22 protein-coding genes are annotated in these 23336 nt (G+C 69.1%); 17 read left to right on the top strand and 5 right to left on the bottom strand.

Annotated elements, in window-relative coordinates; all coding sequences use genetic code 11:
• Positions 1-9: 9 nt before the first annotated feature.
• The 10 genes from LDL49_RS23565 to LDL49_RS23520 all read left to right on the top strand — a co-directional run bounded on the left by LDL49_RS23565 (position 10) and on the right by LDL49_RS23520 (position 11616).
• Positions 10-990 (top strand): T3SS effector HopA1 family protein, encoded by a 981-nt coding sequence (locus LDL49_RS23565; RefSeq protein WP_225293373.1) that lies wholly within the window; start codon positions 10-12, stop codon positions 988-990.
• 16 nt (positions 991-1006) lie between these two features.
• Positions 1007-2017, top strand: coding sequence for a T3SS effector HopA1 family protein (locus tag LDL49_RS23560; RefSeq protein WP_225293371.1), 1011 nt, complete (start codon positions 1007-1009; stop codon positions 2015-2017).
• 101 nt (positions 2018-2118) lie between these two features.
• A complete protein-coding gene (locus LDL49_RS23555) occupies positions 2119-2820 on the top strand; it encodes a FadR/GntR family transcriptional regulator (RefSeq protein WP_225293369.1) in 702 nt (233 codons plus the stop codon).
• A 17-nt stretch (positions 2821-2837) separates the two neighbouring features.
• Positions 2838-4085, top strand: a complete 1248-nt coding sequence (locus LDL49_RS23550) for an ABC transporter substrate-binding protein (protein ID WP_225293367.1) — start codon at positions 2838-2840, stop codon at positions 4083-4085.
• 112 nt (positions 4086-4197) lie between these two features.
• Entirely contained in the window at positions 4198-5043 is an 846-nt protein-coding gene (locus LDL49_RS23545) for a carbohydrate ABC transporter permease (protein WP_225293365.1), read from the top strand.
• On the top strand, positions 5040-5849 hold the full coding sequence (locus LDL49_RS23540; RefSeq protein WP_225293363.1) for a carbohydrate ABC transporter permease: 810 nt from the start codon (positions 5040-5042) through the stop codon (positions 5847-5849). The genes LDL49_RS23545 and LDL49_RS23540 overlap by 4 nt, the downstream gene beginning before the upstream one ends.
• Complete coding sequence (locus LDL49_RS23535; RefSeq protein WP_225293361.1) at positions 5849-8986, top strand: glycoside hydrolase family 38 N-terminal domain-containing protein; 3138 nt, start codon at positions 5849-5851, stop codon at positions 8984-8986. Before LDL49_RS23540 ends, LDL49_RS23535 begins: the two co-directional genes overlap by 1 nt.
• The gene (locus LDL49_RS23530) at positions 8983-10215 is read left to right on the top strand and encodes an enolase C-terminal domain-like protein (protein WP_225293360.1); all 1233 of its coding nucleotides are present in this window, start codon (positions 8983-8985) and stop codon (positions 10213-10215) included. Before LDL49_RS23535 ends, LDL49_RS23530 begins: the two co-directional genes overlap by 4 nt.
• Positions 10216-10306: 91 nt before the next feature.
• Positions 10307-10699 carry a peptidase inhibitor family I36 protein gene (locus LDL49_RS23525; RefSeq protein WP_225293357.1) on the top strand — a complete coding sequence of 131 codons (393 nt, stop codon included), beginning with the start codon at positions 10307-10309 and terminating at the stop codon, positions 10697-10699.
• Entirely contained in the window at positions 10690-11616 is a 927-nt protein-coding gene (locus LDL49_RS23520; RefSeq protein ID WP_225293355.1) for a hypothetical protein, read from the top strand. Before LDL49_RS23525 ends, LDL49_RS23520 begins: the two co-directional genes overlap by 10 nt.
• A 23-nt stretch (positions 11617-11639) precedes the next feature.
• Here the strand turns inward: LDL49_RS23520 and LDL49_RS23515 are convergent, their stop codons facing one another.
• Positions 11640-12545: an aminoglycoside phosphotransferase family protein gene (locus LDL49_RS23515; RefSeq protein WP_225293353.1), complete on the bottom strand. Its 906-nt coding sequence runs from the start codon at positions 12543-12545 to the stop codon at positions 11640-11642.
• Positions 12546-12618: 73 nt separating this feature from the next.
• A complete protein-coding gene (locus LDL49_RS23510; RefSeq protein ID WP_225293351.1) occupies positions 12619-13227 on the bottom strand; it encodes a TetR/AcrR family transcriptional regulator in 609 nt (202 codons plus the stop codon).
• Positions 13228-13338: 111 nt separating this feature from the next.
• Here LDL49_RS23510 and LDL49_RS23505 point away from each other — a divergent pair, with 111 nt between their 5' ends.
• Genes LDL49_RS23505 through LDL49_RS23490 form a run of 4 tightly spaced genes read left to right on the top strand, consistent with a single transcriptional unit; the run spans position 13339 to position 15733 of the window.
• The gene (locus LDL49_RS23505) at positions 13339-14202 is read left to right on the top strand and encodes an oxidoreductase (protein WP_225293349.1); all 864 of its coding nucleotides are present in this window, start codon (positions 13339-13341) and stop codon (positions 14200-14202) included.
• Between the two features lie 39 nt (positions 14203-14241).
• Positions 14242-14853: a TetR/AcrR family transcriptional regulator gene (locus LDL49_RS23500; RefSeq protein WP_225293347.1), complete on the top strand. Its 612-nt coding sequence runs from the start codon at positions 14242-14244 to the stop codon at positions 14851-14853.
• Positions 14850-15524, top strand: coding sequence for a VC0807 family protein (locus LDL49_RS23495; protein WP_225293345.1), 675 nt, complete (start codon positions 14850-14852; stop codon positions 15522-15524). Before LDL49_RS23500 ends, LDL49_RS23495 begins: the two co-directional genes overlap by 4 nt.
• Positions 15521-15733: a DUF6069 family protein gene (locus tag LDL49_RS23490; RefSeq protein WP_225293344.1), complete on the top strand. Its 213-nt coding sequence runs from the start codon at positions 15521-15523 to the stop codon at positions 15731-15733. The genes LDL49_RS23495 and LDL49_RS23490 overlap by 4 nt, the downstream gene beginning before the upstream one ends.
• Here the strand turns inward: LDL49_RS23490 and LDL49_RS23485 are convergent.
• The 3 genes from LDL49_RS23485 to LDL49_RS23475 are packed head-to-tail and all read right to left on the bottom strand — an operon-like array spanning position 15730 to position 18682.
• Positions 15730-16506, bottom strand: coding sequence for an SDR family NAD(P)-dependent oxidoreductase (locus LDL49_RS23485; RefSeq protein ID WP_225293341.1), 777 nt, complete (start codon positions 16504-16506; stop codon positions 15730-15732). The two genes, LDL49_RS23490 and LDL49_RS23485, sit on opposite strands and share 4 nt — an antisense overlap.
• The gene (locus tag LDL49_RS23480; RefSeq protein ID WP_225293340.1) at positions 16503-17516 is read right to left on the bottom strand and encodes a DUF4432 family protein; all 1014 of its coding nucleotides are present in this window, start codon (positions 17514-17516) and stop codon (positions 16503-16505) included. Before LDL49_RS23480 ends, LDL49_RS23485 begins: the two co-directional genes overlap by 4 nt.
• On the bottom strand, positions 17513-18682 hold the full coding sequence (locus LDL49_RS23475) for a DUF5005 domain-containing protein (protein WP_225293337.1): 1170 nt from the start codon (positions 18680-18682) through the stop codon (positions 17513-17515). The genes LDL49_RS23480 and LDL49_RS23475 overlap by 4 nt, the downstream gene beginning before the upstream one ends.
• A 183-nt stretch (positions 18683-18865) precedes the next feature.
• Between LDL49_RS23475 and LDL49_RS57060 the strand changes: the two genes are divergently transcribed.
• The 3 genes from LDL49_RS57060 to LDL49_RS23460 all read left to right on the top strand — a co-directional run bounded on the left by LDL49_RS57060 (position 18866) and on the right by LDL49_RS23460 (position 23309).
• Entirely contained in the window at positions 18866-20542 is a 1677-nt protein-coding gene (locus tag LDL49_RS57060; protein WP_263655393.1) for a serine/threonine-protein kinase, read from the top strand.
• A 270-nt stretch (positions 20543-20812) separates the two neighbouring features.
• Positions 20813-22423 (top strand): ABC-F family ATP-binding cassette domain-containing protein, encoded by a 1611-nt coding sequence (locus tag LDL49_RS23465; RefSeq protein WP_225293335.1) that lies wholly within the window; start codon positions 20813-20815, stop codon positions 22421-22423.
• Between the two features lie 85 nt (positions 22424-22508).
• Positions 22509-23309 (top strand): hypothetical protein, encoded by an 801-nt coding sequence (locus LDL49_RS23460; protein ID WP_225293333.1) that lies wholly within the window; start codon positions 22509-22511, stop codon positions 23307-23309.
• The last annotated feature ends 27 nt before the right edge of the window (positions 23310-23336 follow it).

Raw genomic sequence — 23336 nt, 5'->3', positions numbered from 1 at the left:
GAGCCGGACATGTCGCTATGGAGCAGGCTCAAGAAGGCCACCACCAGGAAGAAGACGCGTAAGTCCCCGCCGGCCGACACCGCGAAGGGGCTGGCCGGCACGGTCGTGCTGACCAAGCCCAAGCGGTCGGACTCGCTGGTCGACCTGTCGGCCCCGGCCCCGCCGCCCAAGGCGCCGGTGAACCCGCCGTCGGACCGGGACTTCCTGGAGAACGCCTACAAGAGGTACTACGCCAACGGGGTCCGTACCCCGATGGCCGACCGGCGTAAGCGCCTGTACTCCTTCATGGGCAAGGGGGAGACCGGCTACCTGGCGCAGGCGGTCACGGACGACGAGTTCGACACGTTCACAGCCAACAATCCCGACTACAGGGTGTCCAGCCAGAACGGGAAGCCCCTGGGGGAGGCGCTGGCAGCAGGCGGCTATTTCCACGTCAGTAACCAGGCCTACATAACGAGACCGCTGGACAACCGGGCGCGGCGCATCATCGTCAACGTGAAGACGCAGGAAGCCGGGCTCAAGGTGGCCAAGGCCCTGACACCGCTCTTCAGGGACAACGACGTCTCGCCGTACTTCAGGAAGTTCAAGATCTACCTGTCGAGGACGGCGGCCGCGAAGAAGAGGGTGAAGTACGACAAGCTCGTCATCTATTACCTGACCTCCGACGCGGACGTGAACGGGTCGGACCTGGTCGGGGACCGCATCGCCGACACCATCACCCAGGTGGTGCGGCCGGACGAACTGGACGACGCGTTCGCCCCGTTCTACAAGACGCGCACTCCGGGGGTCGCCTGGGCGGAGGAGCCGAAGTACTTCCTGAAGCAGGCAGGCAGCTTCACCAGCAACCGCCGCGACATCATCGCGGAGGTCATAGCCGACCACGACAAGGTGGACAACGCAGAGGACTTCATCAACCTGGTGAACGCGGCCTTCACGGCCAAGGGCGTGAACCCGGCCGCGCCGCACACCCACCTCGTCAAGACGCCCTGACCCCCGGAGACCGTCGATGCCGAAGAACACGCTCAAGAAAAAGAAGAAGAAGAACAAACGTCGCACCACTCCGGGCGTTCCCGGTGCCTCGACAGGCGTCGTCAAGTCGGTGAGCAAGACCAAGCGCGCGGCGCTCTCGAATGTCGGCTCCCAGCCGGCGCGGTCGGCCTCGGCGCCGGCCCGCCGCCCGAGCGACGCCGTCATCAACCGGAACTTCCTCGCCAAGGCCTACCGGGAGTACTACAACAGCGCCGGCCGCAGACGCCCCCAGAACGTGGTCAAGCGCGTGTACTCCTTCATGGGTGAGGGCCCGCCCGGCTACCTGAACACGCCGATCGGCAGCCGGGACTTCCAAAGTCTGCTCGACGACCAGAGACAGGGCGGCTATGAGGTGGCGGCCCAGAACTCGGCGGACAACTGGAAGGAGCTGCGGGACGGCGACTACTTCCACCTGACCAACGAGGCCTTCCCGTTGCCGCGCGCGCAGAAGACGCAAACCCTGACAAATCGCGCTCGGCGCCTCATCGTCAACGTGAAGGACCAGGCGGCCGCGCTGAAGGCGGTCCGCGGTCTCGTCCCGTTGTTCAGGAACGCCGACGTCGGTCCGTTCTTCAGGTCGTTCAAGGTGTTCCTGTCCAGCAGGGCGGACACCAAGAAATCCGTCAAATACGACAAGCTGGTCGTCTATTACGCGCTCAAGGACCCGAATGGCGCCGACGACGTCGGTAACCAGCTCGTCTCGGCCATCGAGACGGCCGTCCCCGAAGGGGACCGGGACTCGGCGTTCGCCCCCTTCTACTCCTTCCTCACCCCCGGAGTCGCCTGGGCGGAGGAGCCGAAGTACTACGTCCAGAAATTAGACAACAGCTTCACCGAGACCCGGGCGAACGTCATCGATGACGTCATAAAGAACAACGACGCGGTGCCCAATGAGGCCGCGTTCGCCACACTGGTGGACAACGCGTTCCAGCGTGAGCACATAGATCCCGTGAAGCCGCACCGGCACGTCGTGGCCAAGGTGCCCTGAGGCCGCTGGTCGCCGCCCGCCGGGCGGCGACTTGAGGCTCTGTTGCCGACAGCTAATCTCCTCATAGACGACCATGAGGAAAAGTGATTAGATGACTTGATATGTCCGAGGTAACGCGGCCCAGCCTTTCCGACGCTCTGACCGAGCGCATGCTGGAGCTCATCCGTGCAGGTGGGCACCGGCCGGGCGACAGGCTGCCCTCGACGCGGGAGCTCTCCCAGCGCTTCGCCGTCACCACCCCGACGCTGCGTGAGGCGCTGCGCAGGCTCGAGGCCACCGGGGCCATCGAGATGCGGCACGGATCCGGCATCTACGTCGGAGCCGACATCGAGCGGCTCGTGCTCCCCAACCCCAACATGCGGGAGATGCACGGCGCCCAGCTGCTCGAGTTGCTCGGCGCGCGCATCGTCATCGAGCCGCCGCTGGCCGCGATGGCCGCCGCACGCGCGACCGGCGAGGAGCTGGTCGCGCTCCAGCGCGTGCTGGAGGCCGCCGCCAGGCACCTGCGCGGTCAGGACGCCGAGCTGCACGACACCAACATGACCTTCCACCGGGCGACGGCCCGGCTGGCGGGCAACAGCGTGCTGCACGAGGTGGTCGACTCGCTGCTGACCGTCCACGGTCCCGAGCAGCGGGAGATCCTGCAGATCTTCGACGACCGGCGCCGTGACTACGACGAGCACCTGGCGATCCTGGAGGCCATTGAGGCGCGTGACGCCGCAGCGGCCGAGGAGCGGATGCGGGCTCACCTGGTGGACGTCAAGACCGTAATAGAGCAGAGGCTGCAACACCCCCCCAAATGAAACAAGGAGGCCGGGGCATGATCCGGTCACGCGTTGTCACGCTCGGCGTGGCAGCTCTCTTTCTCGCCGCCTGTGGCGGCAATACCGAGGCGCCGCAGAAGAAGTCCGAACTGTCGCTCTACAACGACAAGGGCGCCTGGAGCAAATACTTCGACGAGATGGGCGCTCTGTCGAAGCAGCAGATCAGCTTAGGCATGAAGCCGGTCGGCTACACCGATTCGGCCCAGTACCAGGCGTTCATCAAGGCGTCGTTCCGTACGAACGTCAAACCCGATCTCTTCACCTGGCAGACCGGCGGGATGCTGGAGGAGATCGTCAAGCAGAAGCAGGTGGCCGACACCTCGGCCATCTGGCAGGAGGCCATCAAGGCCGGCGACCTGTCACAGGACCTGGCCCCCTATTACACGGTGGACGGCAAGCAGTACTGCGTGCCGATGAACGTCGCCTACTGGGGCATGTTCTACAACAAGAAGGTCTTCGACAAGTACGGCCTGCAGCCCCCCACCACCTGGGACGAGCTGGTCAAGGCGGCCGAGACCCTGAAGAAGAACAACGTCAAGGCCTTCTACCACACCAGCGTGCTGTTCTCCTTCGTCTGGTTCGAGCAGCTCATGGCCGGCATGGACCCCGACCTGTACGACCGGCTCTCCACGGGCAAGGCCAAGTACACGGACCCGGGCGTGGTCCAGGTGATGGAGAAGTGGAAGCAGCTCATCGACGCCGGATATTTCATCAATCCCGGCGATAAAACCGACCCGGGCGACGTGCTGAAGAACGGCAAGGCGGCGATGGTCTCCTTCGGCACCTGGTTCAACACCAGCATGACCCAGCGGGACCTCAAGGCCGGCACCGACTACGGCTTCTTCGCGATCCCGAACGTGAACGCCTCGCTCCCCAAGACCTCGATGATCTTCGAGAGCGGCCCGCTCTGCTCGCTGACCAAGGCGGCCGACCCCGAGGCCGGCCAGAAGTACCTCAAGTGGTGGACCACGCAGCCCGCCCAGGACAAGTGGGCCACGACCCGCGGCGACGTCAGCGCCAACCCCAAGGTGACGATCAAGGACGAGGCACTCGGCCAGGTCACCAAGGACGCGGGCGGCGGCAAGTACCGCCTGGTCAACCGCTACTTCGAAGCCACACCACCGCCGATCCTGACGGCCGCGCTCGACGGCTTCAGCAAGTTCGTGACCGAGCCCGGCACGTACAAGGAAGTGCTGGAGACCATCCAGAAGGCCGCTGACGAGTACTGGAGTACGCACCAGTGAGTCGGCGAGGGAGCGCCGTCGTCTGGAGGAGGAGCGCCGGGAGCGTAGCGACCAGAGCGACGGGGGAAGACGGCGGCATTTGGCGACCGAGCCCGCCGAACGGAGTGAGGCCATGAGCACGCGCGCGCCCATACTTGGCCGTTTTCGGTACGGCTATGTCGCTCCTGCCGCTCTGCTGGTCGCCGGGCTGCTCTACGTGCCTTTCCTGTGGACGGCGTACCTGAGCTTCACCAAATACGACGGCCTCGCGCCACCCGAGTGGGTCGGCCTGCGTAACTTCGGCAAGCTGCTCGACGACCCCGCCCTCCTCACCGCCTTAGGCAACACGCTCATCTGGGTGGTCGGCACGATGGCGCTGCCGGTCGGGCTCGGCCTGCTGGTGGCGGTGCTGTCGTACGACCTCAAGGGCGGCGTCTGGTACCGGGTGCCGTTCATGCTGCCCTACGCGCTCAGCGGCGCCGGGCTGGCCATGGTCTGGAGCCCGATCCTGTCGCACGACGGCATCGCGAACATCCTGCTCGGCGTCGACACCGCCTTCCTGCAGAAGGCGCCGCACAACACGATCGCCATGCTGCTGGTCTGGACCTGGCAGCAGCTCGGCGTCAACACGCTGCTGTTCGTGGTGGGGCTGCAGTCCATCCCCAAGGCGCCGATCGAGGCCGCGCGGATCGACGGGGCCTCGGGGTGGACGCTGTTCCGGCATGTCATCTGGCCGCTGATGGCGCCCCTCACCGCGGTCGTGGTGGGGCTGGCGCTGGTGGCGAGCCTGAAGACGTTCGACATCGTCTGGGTGCTGACGCAGGGTGGCCCTGGGCGCAACTCCGAGACGCTCGCGGTGACCATGTACAAGGACACGTTCGTGGCCAGCGACTACGGCTACGGCGCCTCGGTCGCGGTGATGCTCACCGTGGTCACGGGGCTGGCGTCTTTCCTCTACCTCAGGAGGCAGGTGCGATGATCCGGCGTGCCGTACTCATCGTGCTCGGCCTGATCTGGCTGGGCCCGACCTACCTGCTGCTCGTCAACGCCGCGCGGCCCGCGGCGTCGTACGACCCGTCGAAGGCGTGGCAGCCGTCCGGCAGCTTCGCGCTGTTCGACAACATCTCCCGGGCCCTCGACAGCGCGAACCTGTCGGACAGCCTGGCCAGCACCGCGCTCTACAGCGTCGTGTCACCCATGCTCGGCGTGCTCATCGGGGCGCTGGCCGGCTACACGATCGTGGTGCTCCGGCTGCGGCACGGCTTCTGGTGGTTCCTGCTCATCTTCGGCGGCACGATCTTCCCGTCGCAGATGCTGCTGGTGCCGCTGTTCGTGGGTTACAGCGACCTCGGCCTGTACGACACCAGGGGCGGCCTGCTCCTGGTCTACACGGCGGTCAACGTGCCGTTGGCCGCTTTCGTGCTGCGTAACTTCTACAGTGGAGTGGCGTTCTCGATCTTCGAGGCGGCCCGCATGGACGGCGCCACCACCTGGCGGATCTTCTGGCGCATCTACCTGCCGCTGTCGGTCAGCGCGCTGGCGGCCGTGTTCATCCTCGAGTTCACCTTCATCTGGAACGACCTCATCTTCGGCCTGACGCTCACGCAGACCGAGGACGTACGGCCGGTGATGACCGCGCTGGCCGGGCTGATGACCGACGTCTACGCGGGCACCCCGGTGCCCGTGGGCCTCGCGGCGGGGCTCATGGTCTCGCTGCCGACGGTCCTGCTGTTCCTCGCCACCCAGCGGCTGTTCGCCCGTGGCCTGTCTCTAGGGAGTGTTTGATGACCAGCCGGTTGCTGCAGCGGAGCCTCGGCTCGCCGGACTATGACGGGATCAGGCAGGCGCTGCGCAACGACACCTCGACCGCGGTGATCGGCGTGCGCGGCGTGGAGGTGCGCGTCGCGGTGCTGCCGCTGTTCACCCACGACGGCCGGCAGGCGGTCAGGGTGACGAGCACCGTGCCGTTGACGCACGTGCTGGTGGGCGAGGACAGCGCCTCCGGCACCGACGTCACGCTGCTCGTGCCCGAGGTGACCGCGCCCCGCGTGCTGACCCTGGAGTCGCGCGACGACGCCGGGCTCATCGGCTCCGCGGAGATCACGATCACCCCGCAGCGCAAGTGGAGCGTGTTCGTCGTCCACCACTCGCACCTCGACATCGGCTACACCGACCCGCAGGGCACGGTGCTCCGCCACCACCTCGACTACCTCGACGCGGCACTCCGGCTGGCCGAGGAGACCGCCTCCTGGCCGGACGACGCCCGGTTCAGGTGGTCGGTCGAGTCGTCGATGCCGGCGCTGAAGTGGCTCGACGCCCGGCCCGCCGACCAGGTCGCCAAGTTCGCCGCGCTGGCCCGCGCCGGCGTCATCGAGGTGACCGCGCTGCCCTTCCAGCTGCACACCGAAGCCTGCTCGACCGAGGAGCTCTACCGGCAGCTCCGCTTCACCACGCGGCTCCAGGAGAAGTACGGCTTCGCCACCAAGTCGGCCATGCACACCGACGTGCCGGGCGCGGTCGTCGGCGTGATCGACGCGCTGAACGCCGCCGGGGTGCGCTACCTCGCCGCGGCGCACAACTGGGCCGGGCGGTCCGTGCCGTACCTGCACGGGGGCGACAAGCTGACCCGGCCGTTCCGGTGGCGGGCGCCGAGCGGCAAGGAGGTGATCGTCTGGTTCACCGACACCCCCCACGGCATGGCGTACATGGAGGGCAACACGGTCGGGCTCACCGACTCCTACGAGCTGGCCGACGACCTGCTGCCGCGCTACCTGTCGGCGCTGGCCTCGCGCGGCTACCCCTATGGGCCCGGTACGTTCGGCTGGCAGGGGCCTGACGCGCCGCGCGAGCCGTACGAGCTGGATGTGCTGCACCTGCGGGTCCAGGGCGCGCACGCCGACAACGCGGGACCCTCGATCGTGCCCGCCTCCATCGCGCGCAGGTGGAACGAGCAGTGGGCCTTCCCCCGGCTGCGGTCCGCGGTCAACAGCGACTTCTTCGAGCACGTGGAAGAGCGCTACCACGACCGCCTGGCCGTGCACGAGGGCGACTGGACCGACTGGTGGGCCGACGGGCTCGGCTCCGGCGCGCGGCCCCTCGGATACGTACGGCGGGCGCAGTCCGCGCTGCGCATCGCCGAGACGCTGCACACGATCGCCGGCGCCGACGCGACCGAGCAGATCGACGAGGCCTACGACAAGGTGGCGCTGTTCAACGAGCACACCTGGGGCGCGGCCAACCCCTGGGAGGACGCCGAGGAGGCGGGCGACTCGGGTGGCCTGCAGTGGACCCGCAAGTCGTCGGGCGCCTACGACGCCCAGGACGACGCGGCCGACCTGCTGCACGCCGCCGTCCGCCGGTTCGGCGCGGCGCTCTCCGACGGCAGTGTGCTTTCGGGCGGCGGCGCGCTCTCCGACGGCGGTGCGGCCGATCCGTCAGCGCTCGCGTCCTTCGCCGTCTTCAACCCCGGGACGGCGAGCAGGACCGACGTCGTCCGCGCGTTCCTGCCCCGGGACGTGGTCCCGGCGGACGTGCCGATCGCGCTCGTGGACGCGCGCAGCGGCGAGACGATCCCGCACCACGAGGAGTTCGTGGACCCGGCCGACTGGCCGACCCGGCCGATCGGGCGGCACCTGCACGCCGTGGTGCCGGAGGTCCCCGGCTACGGCTACGCGCGGATCGACGTCGTCAGGGGTGAGGTCCGAGCGGCCGAGCCGGTCGAGCTCGACCTGGGCGGGGTGATCGAGAACGAGTTCTACCGGGTCGGCTACGACGTCCGCGAAGGCGTCATCCGCTCGATCTTCGACAAGGCGGCCGGGCGGGAGCTGGTCAACGACAGTGCCGCCGCCGGGTTCGGCCAGTACGTCTACGACCGCTACGCCACCGCCCCGCACTTCAACCACCTGTCCGGGCACGTCGGGGCGCACGACCGCACCCTGCTCGGCGACCGGGCGATCGGCAGGAACGCCACCATCGTCAAGGCGCAGCGGACCGCCGTGGGCGAGAAGCTGGTCGTCGAGCTGCAGGGCAAGGGCGTCGACTGGCTGCGCACCACGATCGAGCTGCACAACGGCGTGGCCCGGCTCGACCTGACCTACCAGCTGGCCAAGCAGGGCACGCCCGCCAAGGAGGCCGTCTTCCTGGCCTTCCCGTTCGCCTCGGGCCCCGCGACGGCCTGGGAGCTGACCGGCGGCGTCGGCGGGCCGGACGTGCCGCGGGTGCCGGGCTCGGCCGAGTACATGCTGCCGATCAGGCATTGGATCGCCTTCGAGGATCCCGAGCTGACCGTCGCCTGGGCCACGCTGGAGGCGCCGCTGGTGCAGCTGGGCACCATCCACATGCCGTACGCGCCGTTCCCGCCGACGCTGGACGAGGAGCCGGGCACGGTCTACTCCTGGGCGCTGAACAACATCTGGGACACCAACTTCCCCGCCCAGCAGCAGGGGGAGACCACGTTCCGCTACTCGATCATGTCGGCCCCGGGGGTCGAGGGCAGGCGGCTGGGCGCGCGGGCGGCGGCCGGGCTGACGGACCAGTTCGTCGGAGCGCTGCTCACCAGCTCGCCCGACGCGGTCAAGTCGTTCGTCTCGGTCGACCACCCCGACGTGCTGGTCACCTCGCTCGGGCAGAACGGCGACAACGAGATCGTGGTCCGGCTGCAGTCGCTGGCCGCCGAGCCGGTCGAGGCGACGGTCCGGCTGCCGGGGCTGCGCCGCGCTCTGGTGAGCGCCGGTCTGGAGCGGGAGCTGCGGCCCTTGGAGGTCTCGGCGGAGTCGGTCTCAACGGAATCGGTCTCATCGGAATCGGTCTCATCGGAATCGGTCTCATCGGAATCGGTCTCATCGGAATCGGTCTCATCGGAATCGGTCAAGGTACGGCTGCCCGCGTGCGGTGTGGCCGCTATTTGGGGGACGTGCGAGTGAAGATCGTTGACATCCGGGCCACCACGGTCGCCGTTCCGCTGGAGGCGCCCCTCCGGCACAGCAACGGCGCCCACTGGGGTCGGTTCGTCCGCACGATCGTCGAGGTCGAGGCCGACAACGGGCTGATCGGCCTGGGGGAGATGGGCGGGGGCGGGGAGAGCGCCGAGGCGGCGTTCCGGGCGCTCATGCCGTACCTGAAGGGCCACGATCCGTTCCAGCTGGAGGCGCTGCGGTTCAAGATCGCCAACCCGACCGCGTCGCTCTACAACAACCGCACCCAGCTCCTGGCGGCCATCGAGTTCGCCTGTATCGACCTGATCGGGCAGCATCTCGCAGTGCCCGCGAGCGACCTGCTCGGCGGGCGGCTGCGCGACTCCGTGCCGTTCGCCTCCTACCTGTTCTTCCGCTACGCGGCGGCGGGATACGCCGAGGTACGCACGCCGGACCAGCTCGTCGAGCACACCAGGCAGCTCAAGGCGGCCCACGGGTTCACCGTGCACAAGCTCAAGGGCGGGGTGTTCCCGCCCGACTTCGAGCTGGAGTGCTACCGGGCGCTGGCGGACGCCTTCCCCGACGACCGGCTCCGTTACGACCCGAACGCGGTCCTGTCGGTGGCCGAGGGGCTGCGGTTCGGGCGGGCCATCGAGGGACTGAACAACGAATACCTGGAGGACCCGGTCTGGGGACTCGAAGGGCTCAGGGCCATCCGCGAGCAGGTCCGGGTGCCGCTGGCGACGAACACCGTCGTCGTCAACTTCGAGCAGCTCGCCTCCAACGTGCTGCGCCGGGCCGCCGACGTGGTCCTGCTGGACACCACGTTCTGGGGCGGGATCCGGCCGTGCGTCAAGGCGGCCGGGGTGTGCGAGACCTTCCAGCTCGGGGTGGCCGTGCACTCCTCCGGCGAGCTGGGCATCCAGCTGGCGACCATGCTGCATCTCGGCGCGGTCCTGCCCAACCTCACGTACGCGGCCGACGCCCACTACCACCAGCTCCGCGACGACGTGATCGAGGGCGGCAAGCTGTCCTACGCCGACGGGGCCATAGCGGTGCCGACCGGGCCGGGGCTGGGCGTCCGGCTGGACAAGGACCGGGTCGCCCGCTATGCCGAGCTCTACCAGGAGCTGGGCGGATACCCCTACGACCGGGACCCGGGGCGGCCCGGCTGGTACGCCCAGGTGCCGAACGAACGCTTCGCCGACCCGACCGTATCCCTGGAAGTCAGTACATAGGAAAAGAATCGTCCTTGTTCGCGTGAGTCTGCTTCTCCTGCGCCGAGGCCCTGAATCAGGGTGGGGTTGCTCACGCGAACAAGGAGGCAACGTGCGGCTCAGCACCAGTGTCGTCGTGGCGGCCCTCTGCGCCGTGGTCGTCCCGGCCGTGAGCGCGTCCGCGACACCGAGCGGCACGTGCGCCGGTGGCCGGGTCTGCTTCTACGCGGGCACCGACTACAACCGGGGGACCGAGGACTACTGGCGCGACTTCGTCGCCGACGACTCCGACCTGAGCGACGACACCTGGCTCGACCGTGACCACGGCACCACCCGGCACAGCATGGCCGACGAGACGAGCTCGTTCCGGAACCAGATCGGCTGCGGCACCACGCTGTGGCAGCACCCCTACTTCACCGGGGCGCACAGCACGTTCATCGCGAACGAGACCGACGGCTACTTCGCCGACGACAGCGTCAGCTCCGTCGACATCTGGTGTCGCTGACCGTGGGCGGCGGAGCCGGGTTCCGGAGCGGGCGACCGGAGACCGGCCGCCGTGGAGCGCTGCCATCCCCACCCGCCGCCCTCTGGGCTGGCGCGTCGTTGCTGCTCGTCGTCACGGCCTGCGCGGCCGCGCCGCGCCCGGACGAGCCCTCCGTTCCCTCGGTGGCGTCGGTGGCCGATCTCGTGCTCCCGTTCGACGCCTACAAGCCCACCCCGGAGCAGCGCGTCCTGCTGGCCAACGCCCAGGCCCGGCTGGTCGCGCGGTGCATGCGCCGCCACGGCGTCTCGGCCGCCCCGCCCATGGTCGCGGTGGCCGCCGTCAGGGCCGGCGATCCGGGCAACACCCGCCGCTACGGCGTCGCCGACCCGGCACAGGCCGCGCTCACCGGCTACCACCTGTCCCGCTTGGACTCACACGCCAGACCACCTCAGTGGGAGGCCAACCTCTCTAAAACCGCCAGAACCCACTTGTACGGGGAGACCGCCGACTCCGGCTGCATGAGCCGCGCCGCGGCCGTCCTGACCCGAGGCGCGGAGCCGGCCGACTGGCCCTGGCTCGCCGTCCAGGACGCCGAGACCCTGGAGAAGGCCGCCACGGACCCGGCCGTCGTCCAGGCCGCCACCCGCTGGCGAGCCTGCATGGTCAAGGCCGGATACGCCTATCCCACCGCCGAGGCCGCGATCGCCGACGCCCGCTGGAACCTTGACCACCCCAGGGTCACCGCCGAGGAGAAGCGCACCGCCACGGCCGACACCAGGTGCAAGTGGGAGTCGGGGCTGGTGGCGGCCTGGTTCGCCGCCGACTCCGCCCTTCAGCGGAAGGTGGTCGCCGGCAACCCGGACCGCTTCGCCGCCCTCCGCGCCAACCTCGGCAGCCGCCTGGCGCGCGCGTCCAAGGTCTTCCAGGAGACCGACTGACCGCTGACGCCGTCAACCGGTCGCTAACCGAGGTCGGCGATGAGCTCGTCGAGCTGGCGCAGGGCGGCGTCCCGGCGTCCGGGGACGTCGAAGTAGGGGTCGTCGGGGGTGGGCAGCGACGACGCCAGCCCCCAGCCACGGCCGCGTGCCCAGGTGGCGTCGTCGACGTCGAGTGCCGCCCGGAACGCCCCCCGCGCCTCGGCGGACAGGAACGTCCACGCGGGCACCAGATCGCACGCCGGATCACCCACGGCCAGCGTCCCGAAGTCGATGACGGCGCTCAACCTGCCGTCGACGGCCAGCAGGTTGCCCGGCGCCAGGTCACCGTGGATCCACACCGGCGGACCGTCCCACGCGGGCGCCGACAGCGCGGCCTCCCACACGGCCGTCACCGCGCCGACGTCGATCAGGCCGCGCAACGCCTCGATCTTGGGACGTACGCGGGCCTCGACGGCTACGGAGTCCCGCTCGTCACCCATGGGCACCCCTCGGAACGCGTTGCTCCACTCGGGCCCCGGCCCGCCGGTGGCGTCGATCTTCTGCAGCGCCGCGACGAACCCGGCGAGCTCGCGCGCGGTCCGTACGGGATCGGCGAGCCGCTCGATGATCACGGTCTCACCCGGCAGCCACCGGTAGACCGACCAGGGAAAGGGGTAGCCCTCGCCGGGAGCGCCCTTGGCGAGCGGCTCGGAGATCGGCAGTGGCAGGTGCGGGGCGAGCCGGGGCAGCCACCGATGCTCGCGTTCGACCTGCCCGACCCAGCGGGGATAGCGCGGCAGCCGTACGGACATGTCCGCGCCCAGCCGGAACGTCGCGTTGTCCATCCCGGACACCTTGATCGGCGAGACGGGCAGCTCCGCCCATTGCGGGAACTGCGCCGCGAGCAACCGGCCGACCAGGGCCGCGTCAATGGATACGCCTGTGGACACGCACTCTCCCCGCCATGGACAACGAGGCCTCATCCCACCGGCCCAGAACCCCGCCTGTCCACCGAATTTCGGGTCATCTCGCCCGGTCAGCGCCTGGCGGTCGGGCCAGCCGTTGTACCGCGCGCACCACGCTGGCGCGACGCCGGGCGTGCTCTGTCGCATCGTCGTCGTCGGCACCGGTGAGCATGCGGGCGAGTTGGGGCGTCGAGACCCACCATGCGGACAGCCCGATGACCATGAACGCCAGATGATCAGGGTCGAGGTCGTCGTCGAGGATCCCGGCGCGCTGGGCGGCGGCGTAGGCCCGCGTCTTGTCCTGGTAGAAGGCGGAGCGCTGCGCCTCGTCGGCCACGGGGCCACCGGCCAGGCCCTCCCACAGCAGCAGGCGGACGAGATGGGGATGCGCCACGTGGTAGTCGAAGTTGCGCCCGACGAACTCGCCGATGTTCTCGAAGTCGCCCGGGGGTGGCCCCAGCGTCTCGGCGAGTTTCTTGAGCTCGTCGGTGAGCACCGTCTCGAACAGGGCCTGCTTGTCGCCGAAGTACTTGTACAGGCGTTCCTTGTTGATCCCGGCCCGCTCGGCGATGCGGGCCATGGTCGTGCCGTCCGGCCCGTGCTCGGCGAACTCGACCGTCGCCGCTTCCTTGAGCCGCCGCCGCGTCCCCTCGGTGTCCCACGCCATGGCGACATCCTAGCGCCACCCCATCTACAACGTTGCGGTTGGAATTCTCTGCCGCTAGCATCAAAAAGCAACCGCAACGTTGGAGATGCATTTCAGATGAAAGGTACGGACATGGCAGGCAGCCTTCCCGGTGGGACTCTCACGCTCGCGGACGACCTCACCATCACCCGCATGGGCTACGGCGCCATGCAGCTGGCCGGGCCCGGGGTCTTCGGCCCGCCCAAGGACCGCGACGCGGCCATCGCGGTGTTGCGCGAGGCCGTCGAGCAGGGCATCACCCACATCGACACCAGCGACTTCTACGGGCCCTTCGTCGTCAACGAGATCATCAAGGAGGCCCTGCACCCCTACCCGGCGGACCTGCACATCGTCACCAAGGTCGGCGCCCGCCGCGGCGCGGACGGCAGCTGGAATCACGCACTGGAGCCTGAGGACCTCAAGGCCCAGGTCCACGAGAACCTCCAGCGTCTCGGCCTGGACGCCCTCGACGTCGTCAACCTGCGCCTGGCCGCAGAAGGCACCGGAGAGGAGTCGCTCGCGGAGCCGTTCGGCGCCCTGGCCGAGCTGCAACGGGAAGGTCTGATCCGCCACCTCGGCATCAGTGACGCCTCCGCGGCCCAGCTCACCGAGGCGCAGGCCATCGCACCCGTCGTCACCGTGCAGAACCTCTACAACCTCGCCAACCGGCAGGACGACGCTCTCGTCGACCGATGCGCGGCCGAGAACATCGCCTACGCCGCTTTCTTCCCCCTGGGCGGCTTCACCCCGCTCCAGTCCGAAACGCTCACGAACGTGGCCGCCCGCCTGGACGCCTCGCCGCAGCAGGTCGCGCTGGCCTGGCTGCTGCGGCGCTCGCCCACGACCGTTCTCATCCCCGGGACCTCGTCCGTGGCCCACCTCCGCGAGAACATCGCCGCGGCGAGCCTGGTCCTCCCGGCCGACGCGATCGAGGAGCTCGACGCCATCGGCGGCTGAGGACTTGCCAGAATTACTCGCTTGAGTTAAAAATTACTCATGCAAGTAAGAAGGGAAGATTCCGTCACGACCTCCGCCCGTCGGGCGCAGATCGTGGCGGCCACGATCGAGACGATCGCCGACCTGGGCTACCACCAGGCGTCCTTCGCCCGCATCGCGGAGCGGGCCGGGCTCAGCAGTACGCGGCTGATCTCGTACCACTTCGACGGCAAAGACGACCTGATGGGCCAGGTGATTGTCACGATCTACGAGGGGATCGCCACGTTCATGACCGAGCGGGTCAGCGCCCAGACCAGCCCCGGCGCGGCGCTCGACACGTACATCCGCTCGCTGATCGGGTTCATCCGGGACCACCGCCGTGAGATGCGCGCGGCCACCGAGATCTTCCTGAACTTCCGGCCGGAGAAGGGGACCACCGCGCAGGAGGCGGCCATGGACCCGGCCTCGCTGGGGCACATCGAGCGGTTGCTGTTCTGGGGGCAGGAGTCGGGCGAGTTCCGCCGGTTCAACACCCGCGTGATGGCGATGGCCGTCCAGCGGGCCATGGACGGCCTGCCGTTCCTGCTGGAGGGCGACCCCGGCGCGGACCTCGACGTGTACGCGGACGAGCTGGTCGAGCTCTTCCGCCTGGCGACACGGGCCACCCCGTGAGCCCTCGCGCCAAGGCGTTGCTGCTCGTCCTCGTCGACATGGCCCTGCCCATCGGCCTCTATTACGTACTGCGCGCGATGGACGTGAGCTATCACTCCGCGCTGCTGATCAGCTCCCTGCTCCCCGGCCTGAGCGTGGTCGCCAGCCTGGTGCGCCGCCGCCGGCCCGACGGGCTCGGCCTGTTCATGACGGCCATGATGGTCGGCAGCGCGGCCGTCTCCCTGCTCGTCCACGACCCCCGCTTCCTGCTGGCCAAGGACGGCTGGATCACCGCCATCTCGGGCCTGTGGTTCCTGGCCAGCGTCCGAGGCCGGCAGCCGCTGGCGTTCGCCTTCACCCGCTTCGTCCTGGAAGGCCGCATCGGTCCCCTCAAGGACGGCGATGGCTCGGGCCGCGAGTCCTGGGACGTCCTGTGGGAGCGGCTGCCCGCCTTTCGCCGGATCTGGCGGGTGGCGACGGTCATCTGGGGCATCGGCCTGCTGACCGACGCCGCCGTCCGCGTGACCATGGCCTACACCCTGCCGCCCGACGTCGTCCCCGGCCTGGGCGGTCTGCAGTACGGCGTCTTCATGGTGCTGATGCAGGTCGTGATGGTCTGCTACCTCGTCCCCACCGGCCTGTACAACCGCTGGTCCCCGCTTTACTTACCGCTCAAGGAGACCCCCGCGTGACCACCCCCCGCAGCCTGGCCGTGCTCGAACGCGTCACCAAACGGCCGCGCGCGATCTGGACCTGGATCGCCGCCGTGTTCCTCGTCCTGTCCCTGGCCGGCCCGCTCACGATGGGCACCACCGGCGCGGCCAAGGCGTCACTGGCCGCGCTGCACGTGGTCACCGCGGCCGTCCTCATCGTCCTCCTACCGCGCCGACGCACGCGCTAGGCCTGCTCGGGCAGCGCCGCCGGGTTCCGGGCGAGCAGCCCGCCGTCCACCCGGTGCTCGGCCCCGGTGATGAACGACGAGCGCGGCCCGGCCAGGAACGCCACCAGCTCCGCCACCTCCTCCGGCCTGCCCACCCGGCCGAGGGGGTGCGCCCGGCCCCACTGCGCCACCTGCTCCTCCTGCGACAGTTCGCCGCGCCACAGGTCGGCGGCCCAGCGCAGCATCGGTGTGTCGACCGAGCCGGGGCAGACCACGTTCACCCGGATGCCGTCGGCCGCGTGGTCGAGCGCCATCGCCCTGGTCAGGCCGTTCAGCGCGGCCTTGCTGGCGGTGTAGGCGGCCACCTGCGCCTGCGAGGCGAACGCCTGCACCGACGACATCACCACGATCGAGCCGCCGCCGCGCGCCCGCATCCTGGGGATGGCGGCCTTGCAGGCCAGGTAGACGCCCTTGAGGTTGATGTCGAGCACCTCGTCCCAGACGTCCTCCGGCGTGTCCTCGACCGTGCCGTAACGCTGCACGCCCGCGCACGTCACCACGATGTCGAGCCCGCCGTACCTGGCCACGGCCAGGTCGACCAGGTCCCGCATGTCGCCCGCCCGCCGTACGTCCGCGACCCGCCCGGTCACGTGCTCGCTGTCGAGCTCCGCCTCCTTGTCGGCCCCGCAGAACACCACGGACGCCCCGCCGTCGGCCAGCCGGTCGACCACCGCCCGCCCGATGCCCATCGAACCGCCCGTCACCAGAGCGACCTTGCCGTCGAACTCACTCACGCCAATACCTCCGCGCGCAACCTCAGCACCTTCGTCTCGTGCGGGCCCAGGGTGAGGGCCGTGCCGTTCGCCACCGCCTCGGCCAGCCCGTTGGTGGGCATGCTGGAGAACGGTTCGAGCCCGACCGTGTAAGCCCGTCCCCACCAGGGATAGTCGGTGGTCGCACCGACCTCCTGCCACATCCACAGGTACGGCAGGAGTGTCGCATCCCACTCCACCCGCATACCTATATCCCCGGAAATCTCGTACCAGCCCTCGGTAAATCCGGTCAGGTAGACGATCTCGCTCGGCGACCCGGGCTCCGGCACCACGCTCAGATCCGTCTCGCCGCCGCCGTCGGCGGGCACCACGGGCCACTTCCACGGGCCGCCCGCCTTGACCCGGCGGCCGTGGGCGTCGATGGCGCTCTCGTGCGGGATGACCGTCACGCCCGCCGGCAGCCGTACGCGGGCGCCCGGCTTGAGGAACGGCCGGCCGTACACGATGTGCTGCCCCCACATGGCGTGCAGCTCGACGCCGGACTCGTTGGTCGCGCGCCCCTCGATCTCCAGCGCGGCCGTCCCCGCCGCCAGCCGGAACGTCTTCTCCATCCGGTACGGCAGGCGCCGGGTGCGCACGCTGAGCCGTACCGCGACCTCCTGTTCGGAGTCGGCCACGACCTCGGCCTGCCACGGGAGCCCGGCGACCTCCCCGTGCTGCGCCAGCCGGGCGCCGCGGTATTCGCTGGGCGCGCCGCCGCTGGGGAAGATCTCCTGCCAGCCGCCCTCGTAGTGGTCGATGAACTGGGCGACGTCGTCGGCGGCGCCCTGGAGGTGATCGTGCGGGTTGCGCAGCCCCTGCGGCGAGAGCCAGACGAAGTCAGTGTCGGTTGGCTTGTGCAGAAATTCGACGACATCGCCGCCCTTGTCGGGCACGACGGTCACGCGGAGCCGTTCGTTCTCCAGCACGACCGCCCGCAGCCCGTCGATCACGACGTGCCGCAGGCGGGCCGCCCAGTTCCGTTTGATCACCCGAAACTCACGTCGATGAAGCGCGGCCGGTAGATCGAGGAGTCCCGGTAGTGGTCGGTGTTGACGAAGCTGTTGACGTTGTAGGAGACGACCAGCCCCTTGCCCGCCACGTCGGGGTGCGCGTGGGCGTTGTAGGTGAAGATGTTCCCGTTGGTCTCGGGGGTGGTGTAGACGGCCTGCTTGCCGGTGAACGGGCCGGTCGGCGAGCACGAGGTGTAGGCCACGATGTGCGAGCTCAGGACCTCAGTCGTGTCATGGGTGATCAGTACGTATCCGTTGCCCACCTTGGTGACGCTGTACTCGTTGGCCACGCCGCTCATGATCCGGGCCGAGTCGGCCTCGTTCGGCGACCAGGTGCCGTCGGCTTTGAGGTACTCCCACTGTCCGAGCAGGCTCTGGCCGAGCACCCTGGCGATGTGCATGTACTTGGGCGAGCCGAGATCCTCCACCCCGTAAACGTAGGTGTAGCCGCCGTCCTTGAGAATTCCGGAGGCCCAGGACACGCCGGCCGACGACGGCAGGTCGGTCACGCTGATCGGCTGGTCGAGCCGGCTCTGCGCGAACCTGGCCACCACGTTCCGGTGCCAGCGCCAGTCCCACGCGCCGGTGCCGTAGCGCTCGTACTCCTGGTAGGTCACCTCCACGATGCCGCCCGCCAGGGTGGCGTCGCCGGCCCAGTACCAGTGGTTCTGGTCGCGCGGCGGCATCACCGCGGTCGGCTTCTGGGTGGTGCCGGCGTGGATCGTGGAGAGCCTGCCGTCGCGCTCCACGGCGAAGGAGTTGTTCAGGAAGACGGTCGTGCCGCCCTCTTCGACCACCGGCGGGCGGCTGCCGTCGGGGTTGATCTTGCCCAGGAAGGTGTCGGAGAAGACCCACACCTCTTTTCCGCTGGGCAGCTTCAGCGAGTACGTGCCGTCGGCGCCGGTCCAGTCGTCCAGGCGGCTGTTGTCGTTGCCGTACGCGGTGAACAGGCTGGTCAGCCTCGCGTCCACGGACGCGCCCCGCACCGTCGGCCCGCACGTCGCGCGGGTGGTGGCTTGCTGCGTGGTGGCGGCGGAGACGGACGGCACCGGCTTGGGCGGTGCGGCCAGCGCCTGCTGGGGCACGGCCGCGAGGCTCAGCAATCCGATGGCGAGGGGGATGAGGGCGGACCGGAATCGCGTCATCACACGTCCTAAGGGAGGGGGGTTCCCTACAGTTCTAGTCATTTGATCACTTCATGTCCAGAGGCTCACCGGGGGCTGATCCAAATGTTGTGGAAGCCGTGGTTTCCGGGGTTTGCGGGGTTTCGTGGCCTTCTTGTGGCCTTCTCATTGCATGACGCGAGGATGATCGGGTAACCCGCTCCCATGTCCTACGCGCGCTACGAGGGATGGCTGCTGGCCGGGCGCTACCGGTTGCTGTCCGAGCTGGGCCAGGGCGGCATGGGCAGGGTCTGGCGGGCTCATGACGAGCTCCTGGACCGCCAGGTCGCGGTCAAAGAGGTCACGATCGTCGGACCGCAGCACGAGGAGCTGCTCGCCCGGACGATGCGGGAGGCCCGCATCGCCGCCCGGCTGAGCCATCCGCACATAGCGGCCATGTACGACGTGGTGCTGGCAGACGAGCGCCCGTGGATCGTCATGCAGCTCATCCCCGCCCGCAGCCTCGCCCAGGTGATCGCCGAGCAGGGCCCCCTCCCCGTGCCCACCGTCACCCGCATCGGCCTGGAACTCCTGGACGCCCTGCGCGCCGCGCACGCCGCCGGGGTCCTGCATCGTGACATCAAGCCCGGCAACATCCTGCTCACCGACGACGAACACGCGGTCCTGACCGACTTCGGCCTGGCCACCACCGTGGACGACGAGTCCCAGGTCAGCCGGACGAGCATGGTCGTCGGCACACCCGCCTACATCGCCCCCGAACGGGCCGGCGGCGCCCCGTCCACACCGCAGGCCGACCTGTGGTCCCTGGGCGCCACCTTGTACACGGCCGTCGAGGGCCACTCACCCTTCGGCCGCAGCACCGAGACGGCCACGCTGACCGCGATACTGACCAGCAGTGCCTATCCGTTCAGCCTGGCCGGACCGCTCGCTCCGGCCATCGCCGGTCTGCTGGACAAGGATCCCGCCCAGCGCAGCGACCTGGCCCGCGCCCACGAACAACTCCTGCGAGTGGCCGCCCAGCCGGAGCCTGCGGCCCCCTCTCACTTTGCGGGCCGCGATGCGTACATGCCAGATGAGCCCCACCACCCGCACCCGGCCGCGAACCCGCACCCGGACGCGGACCCAGACTCGGACGCGGACCCGGACCCGGACCGGCGCTCGCACCTGGACCCGCACCGGGATCGGTGCTCCCACCCCCACCCGCGCCTCCGCTTGGGCGCGCGCTCACACAGGCGCTCGCTGAAGACGGCGCGAGGGCTGGTGCGATGGTCGGCGGCGACGCCACGGTCAGCGACGATGCCCCGGTTAGGGACGGTGTCACTGTCAGGATCGATGCCGGGATGGGCGGCGATGCCGCAGTCGGGCGTGGTGTGGCGGTCCGGCATGGTACGGCGGTCCAGCGTGGTGCGGCGGTCAGGTGTGGTCCGGCAGTCGGAAGCAGCGCGGCGCGCGGCGGCGATGCGGCGGTCGGAGGCGGTGCGGCGGCTGTTAACCGAGCGCTGGCGCGAGACGGCCCTGATCGCCGCCTTGATCGCCAGCGTGATCGCCACCGGCTCCTGGTGGAACACCGTTCCCAGTAGCCCCGCGCAAAGCACCCCCGCTCAAAGCACCCCCGCCGACATCGCAACCGCCCTGGCCCTCGACCTGACCAGCATCCCGCAGCAGGTCCACGCCGTGTCCCGCAAACGACTCACGGAGACGTCCGACGGCCGCGAACGAGCCGATATCCGCCCCAACCCAGCCCCGGAGACCTCCTCCGGCAAGTCCGCCACCGCGCTGAAGAAGGCCAAGAAAGCAGCTCAGCAGGCGGCGAAGAAGGCGGCGAAGAAGGCAGCCAAGCAGGCGGCCAAGCTCGGCAAAACCCACGGCAACAAGCATTAGCCGCCCCGTCGGCTGACTCCACGATGATGACCTCGACGTCTTGGGGCGGGTGGTCCCGGCTGGTTCGCGTGTCGAGCGGCCCACGAGCCGTAGATGTACGCCTCGTCGATACCGGAGATGGGCCGTATGTGGTCGATACAGCTCATGCCGTCACCTCCGAAGAGCCCAGACGTCCCGTGCGAAGCGTCGCCAAGCCGGGAGAGGAAAAGGAGGTGCTGTTCGGAGCTCTCGGTAGGTACCCTGCGCGGGGGAATTGCGAAGGGAATCGCCGTGGCGCACGTCGAAGTAGGACATCTGACATACGTACTGCCCGACGGGCGGCCGTTGCTCAACGACGTGTCCTTCCGGATCGGCGAAGGCGTCAAGGCCGCCCTGGTCGGGCCCAACGGGGCCGGCAAGACCACGTTGATGCGGCTCGTCGCCGGGGACCTGCAGCCGGTGGCGGGCAGTGTGGCCAGCTCCGGTGGGCTGGGGGTGATGCGGCAGTTCATCGGCAGCGTGCGTGACGGGAGTACGGTGCACGACCTGCTGCTCAGCGTCGCTCCGCCGGCCGTGCGGGAGGCGGCCGAGCGGCTGGAGCGGGCTGAGCTCGTGATGATGGAGCGCGACGACGAGAAGGCGCAGATGCGCTACGCGCAGGCCATCACCGACTACACCGACGCCGGTGGCTACGACATCGAGGTGCTCTGGGACACGTGTACAGTGGCCGCGCTCGGCGTGCCGTACGACAACGTGAAATATCGGGATGTGGCGACGTTGTCCGGCGGCGAGCAGAAGCGGCTGGTGCTCGAAGCGCTGCTCCGCGGGCCGGACCAGACGCTGCTGCTCGACGAGCCCGACAACTACCTCGACGTGCCGGGCAAGGAATGGCTGGAGCAGGCACTCAGGGAGACCCCCAAGACGGTCCTGCTGGTCAGCCACGACCGGCAGTTGCTGGCCAACGCGGCCGACCGGATCGTCACCGTCGAGTCCGGAAATATCTGGATCCATGGTGGTGGGTTCGCTACGTACGCGGAGGCCCGCAAGGCCCGCAACGAGCGCCTCGACGAGCTGCGCAGGCGCTGGGACGAGGAGCACGCCAAGCTCAAGGCCCTGGTCAACATGCTGAAGAACAAGGCCAGATACAACGACGGCATGGCCGCTCCCTATCACGCGGCCCAGACGCGGCTCCGCAGGTTCGAGGAGGCGGGCCCGCCCGAAGAGACGCCCAGCGACCAGAACATCAGCATGCGCCTCAAAGGCGGCCGCACCGGCAAGCGCGCGGTCATCTGCGAGGGGCTGGAGCTGACCGGCCTGATGCGGCCGTTCGACCTGGAGGTCTGGTACGCCGAGCGCATCGCGGTGCTCGGCTCCAACGGCTCGGGCAAGTCCCACTTCCTGCGGCTGCTCGCGGGCGAGCAGATCGGCCACTCCGGTGTCGCCAGGCTCGGCGCCCGCGTGGTCCCCGGCCACTTCGCCCAGACGCACGCCCGGCCCGACCTGCTGGGTCGCTCGCCGGTGGAGATCGTCATGTCCGAGCACGCCCGGCTGAAGAACGAGGCCATGAAGGCCCTGGCCCGCTACGAGCTGGCCGGACAGATCGCCGAGCAGCGGTTCGACACGCTCTCGGGCGGTCAGCAGGCGCGGCTGCAGATCCTGCTGCTGGAGCTGTCCGGCGCGACGCTGCTGCTGCTCGACGAGCCGACCGACAACCTCGACCTGGCCAGCGCCGAAGCGCTCCAAGCGGGTCTGGACGCGTTCGCGGGCACGGTGGTGGCGGTCACGCACGACCGCTGGTTCGCGGCGGATTTCGATCGCTTCCTGGTGTTCGGCGCGGACGGGACGGTTTACGAGTCTTCCGAACCGGTCTGGGATGAGGCCAGGGTCGTCCGCCCCCGCTGATCGCGGTCAAGAGTGCGTTAAAGAGTTGGTACGGCAGGCGCGTGTCCCGTCCCTGCCGCGCCCATAGACCGGCTATCACGGCAAAGTGATCCCGCGTAGCCGAACCGTCAGCCTCCTCGCACTCGGGGCGATCTGCCTAGCCGGGTGCTCCAGCGAGGAACCGTCCCAACAGCAGCTCAAGCCCCTCGTCCTCAAGGAGCAGGTGTCGAACGTCGTCAAGTCGTCCGACGGCTACGCCGTGAACTGGGCAGGAATCCTCACCAACGCCAACCCGTGGCACTTCGGCGAGCACGTGGTGGCGACGGTCGTCGGGCGTGACGCCGCCGGCACCGAGGTGGTCCGGATGGACCAGTCGCTCGACGCCGTGCCGCCGGGCGGGTCGCTGGCCTTCACCGGCCAGGTCAACGCGCCGCAGAAACCGGCCAAGGTGACCATCGACTATCGCCCCGCCCAGTGGCGGCCCGCCGCCCGCATCGCGTCGGCGTTCAAGGAGTTTCCCGTTTCGCGGGTGCAGACGCTCCGACAAAAGGACCGTTCTTATCTTATTACCGGCTATGTCGACAATCCCTATCAGCTTCCCGCCAGCAGCCTGGTGGTGAACGTGTTGCTGCGCGACAAGGCGGGCAAACTGCTCGGCGGCGGCAGTACGTTCATCGATGATGTGAAGGCGGGCAGTCCACCGCGTTTCATCCTGACCGTGAGCGGCCTTCCCACGGGCAGCGTGGTGGCCAAGACCGATGTGACCGCCCGGACCTGGGGCTCGACCGGCCGGCCCTTCGAGGACCTGGCGCTGGGCGGCGCGGTGCCGCTGCACACGATCAAGCCGACCACCGAGCCGTTCACGGTGGACCGCGGCAGCCAGGCCGTGTCCGAGCACCAGCAGTGAATTGCTCATCAAATATCAATCAAATAA

Source organism: Nonomuraea aurantiaca (assembly GCF_020215705.1).
GTDB lineage: Bacteria > Actinomycetota > Actinomycetes > Streptosporangiales > Streptosporangiaceae > Nonomuraea > Nonomuraea aurantiaca.
Note: the sequence above shows the minus strand (reverse complement) of the source record. Positions and strands in the feature narration are given on the sequence as shown.

Coding starts and splice junctions, on each gene's coding strand:
- LDL49_RS23565 (WP_225293373.1), top strand. CDS start 10: ATGTCGCTATGGAGCAGGCTCAAGAAGGCCACCACCAGGAAGAAGACG.
- LDL49_RS23560 (WP_225293371.1), top strand. CDS start 1,007: ATGCCGAAGAACACGCTCAAGAAAAAGAAGAAGAAGAACAAACGTCGC.
- LDL49_RS23555 (WP_225293369.1), top strand. CDS start 2,119: ATGTCCGAGGTAACGCGGCCCAGCCTTTCCGACGCTCTGACCGAGCGC.
- LDL49_RS23550 (WP_225293367.1), top strand. CDS start 2,838: ATGATCCGGTCACGCGTTGTCACGCTCGGCGTGGCAGCTCTCTTTCTC.
- LDL49_RS23545 (WP_225293365.1), top strand. CDS start 4,198: ATGAGCACGCGCGCGCCCATACTTGGCCGTTTTCGGTACGGCTATGTC.
- LDL49_RS23540 (WP_225293363.1), top strand. CDS start 5,040: ATGATCCGGCGTGCCGTACTCATCGTGCTCGGCCTGATCTGGCTGGGC.
- LDL49_RS23535 (WP_225293361.1), top strand. CDS start 5,849: ATGACCAGCCGGTTGCTGCAGCGGAGCCTCGGCTCGCCGGACTATGAC.
- LDL49_RS23510 (WP_225293351.1), bottom strand. CDS start 13,227: ATGGCGTGGGACACCGAGGGGACGCGGCGGCGGCTCAAGGAAGCGGCG.
- LDL49_RS23505 (WP_225293349.1), top strand. CDS start 13,339: ATGGCAGGCAGCCTTCCCGGTGGGACTCTCACGCTCGCGGACGACCTC.
- LDL49_RS23500 (WP_225293347.1), top strand. CDS start 14,242: ATGCAAGTAAGAAGGGAAGATTCCGTCACGACCTCCGCCCGTCGGGCG.
- LDL49_RS23475 (WP_225293337.1), bottom strand. CDS start 18,682: ATGACGCGATTCCGGTCCGCCCTCATCCCCCTCGCCATCGGATTGCTG.
- LDL49_RS57060 (WP_263655393.1), top strand. CDS start 18,866: ATGTCCTACGCGCGCTACGAGGGATGGCTGCTGGCCGGGCGCTACCGG.